At 61.3% G+C, this 1225-nt stretch carries 1 protein-coding gene; it reads left to right on the top strand.

Features of this window, described 5'->3' with window-relative positions:
- Positions 1–1225 (top strand): tandem-95 repeat protein (locus tag AC1DWM_RS30075; RefSeq protein ID WP_477796882.1); only part of this gene is annotated, 1225 nt, incomplete at both ends.

The following is a 1225-nucleotide window of genomic DNA, read 5'->3' on the forward strand; positions in this document are numbered from 1 at the left end:
GTCGACGGCAGCGTCACGGCGGGCCAGACCGCAACCATGACCGGTGTCGGAACGCTGATCATCGCCAGCAACGGTGCTTACACCTTTACCCCGGCCGAGAACTGGAACGGCACCGTGCCGACCGTCACCTACACCACCAACACCGGTTCCACCAGCACGCTGGATATCAGCRTCACYCCGGTCAATGACCCRAGCGTCMTGACCGCGGACACCAAYACTGTCGATGAAGACCATGTTGCAACCGGTAACGTGCTGGGCAACGATAGCGATGTCGACAACGATCTGAGTGTCGCGACATTCACGGTTGGCGGCACCGAGTACACCGCAGGCGTCCCGGCGAYCATCGCCAACGTCGGCACCCTGGTGATCGGGGCGAAYGGTGCTTACACCTTTACCCCGGACTCCAACTACAACGGCACCGTGCCGACCGTCACCTACACCACCAACACCGGTTCCACCAGCACGCTGGATATCAGCGTCACCCCGGTCAATGACCCAAGCGTCCTGACCGCGGACACCAATACGGTCGATGAAGACCACGCGGCCACCGGCAACGTGCTGGGCAACGACCACGATGTCGATAATCTCCTGAGCGTCTCCAGCTTCAGCGTGAATGGGGTCGACGGCAGCTTCACGGCGGGCCAGACCGCAACCATGACCGGTGTCGGAACGCTGATCATCGCCAGCAACGGTGCTTACACCTTTACTCCGGACTCCAACTACAACGGCACCGTGCCAACCGTCACCTACACCACCAACACCGGTTCCACCAGCACGCTGAATATCAGCGTCACCCCGGTCAATGACCCGAGCGTCCTGACCGCGGACACCAACACTGTCGATGAAGACCACGCGGCCACCGGCAACGTGCTGACCAACGACCACGATGTCGACAACGATCTGAGTGTCGCGACCTTCACGGTTGGCGGCACCGAGTACACCGCAGGCGTCCCGGCGATCATCGCCAACGTCGGCACCCTGGTGATCGGGGCGAACGGTGCTTACACCTTTACTCCGGACTCCAACTACAACGGCGCCGTACCGCAAGTCACCTACACCACCAACACCGGCTCCACCAGCACGCTGGATATCAGCGTCACCCCGGTCAATGACCCAAGCGTCCTGACCGCGGACACCAATACTGTCGATGAAGACCACGCGGCCACTGGCAACGTGCTGGGCAACGATAGCGATGTCGACAACGATCTGAGTGTCGCGACATTCA

This window comes from Pseudomonas sp. P4_C8, assembly GCF_056401975.1.